This is a genomic window from Weizmannia sp. CD-2023 (assembly GCF_036225245.1).
GTDB lineage: Bacteria > Bacillota > Bacilli > Bacillales > Bacillaceae_C > Weizmannia > Weizmannia faecalis.
Window position 1 is genome coordinate 1 of record NZ_JARTJQ010000166.1, and the last position, 927, is coordinate 927.

The following is a 927-nucleotide window of genomic DNA, read 5'->3' on the forward strand; positions in this document are numbered from 1 at the left end:
ATGTGAAGGAAGCATGAAAAAATGACGTCCTTTCTTCATATACGGTGCGTTTCAAGTGCAAGCTTTTCCCTTTTTTATAAAAGTATGTTCATCCGGAGCTGCTAAGCCTGGGACTTTAGAGCCCGGTTTATTCATTGGGTTCTGTAATCTCATGGAAATCGTGTGCATCAAGCGGCACGATTTTTGTTTTTCTTGCGATTTTGTATCCGAACCACAATACGAGAAAGAATGGAATGCCGAGATAGGCCGCAATGACATTTCCCCAGTTGATATGCGGGGCGAGGAATGCCTGGTAGTCCTGGGCGAGTGTCACAATCAGGCAAACGGCAATGGCAAATATCGGACCGAACGGATACCATTTCGCTCTGTAAGGAAGTTCAGCGAGCGAGTGCCCTTGCGCGAGAAAAGCTTTGCGGAACCGGTAATGGCTAACGCAGATGCCAAGCCAGAAAATAAAGCCGGTGATGCCGATCGAATTCATAAGCCAAATATACACAACACCGTCCCCGAAAATGGAAGTGAAAAACGCAAGCATGCCGACAACTGCGGTTAAAATCATGGCCGGAACAGGGACGCCGCGCCTGTCAAGCTTTGAAAAAATGCGCGGGGCCTGTCCTTCTTTTGCCATTGCGTAAAGCATGCGCGTGGATGCGTACAGGCTGGAATTGCCGGCTGACAGAACGGCGGCCAGGATCACGGCATTCATCATCGAAGCAGCAAATGAAAGGCCGGCTTTTTTAAAGACAAGAGTGAACGGGCTGACGAGAACATTCTCGCTTTTCAGACTGCTGTTTGTATACGGGACAAGGAGCCCGATGACAAGGATGGCAAGCACATAGAATAATAGAATTCTCCAGAAAACATTTTTAATCGCTTTCGGCACATTTTTCGCCGGATTTTCGCTTTCCCCGGCGGCAACCCCGACAA

Annotated in this window: 1 protein-coding gene; it reads right to left on the minus strand. The window is 48.5% G+C overall.

Annotated features, from left to right (window positions below):
* Positions 1 to 127: 127 nt before the first annotated feature.
* Positions 128 to 927, minus strand: an 800-nt coding sequence (locus P9687_RS17240) for an amino acid permease (RefSeq protein ID WP_328228957.1), incomplete at its 5' end; no start/stop codon positions are given.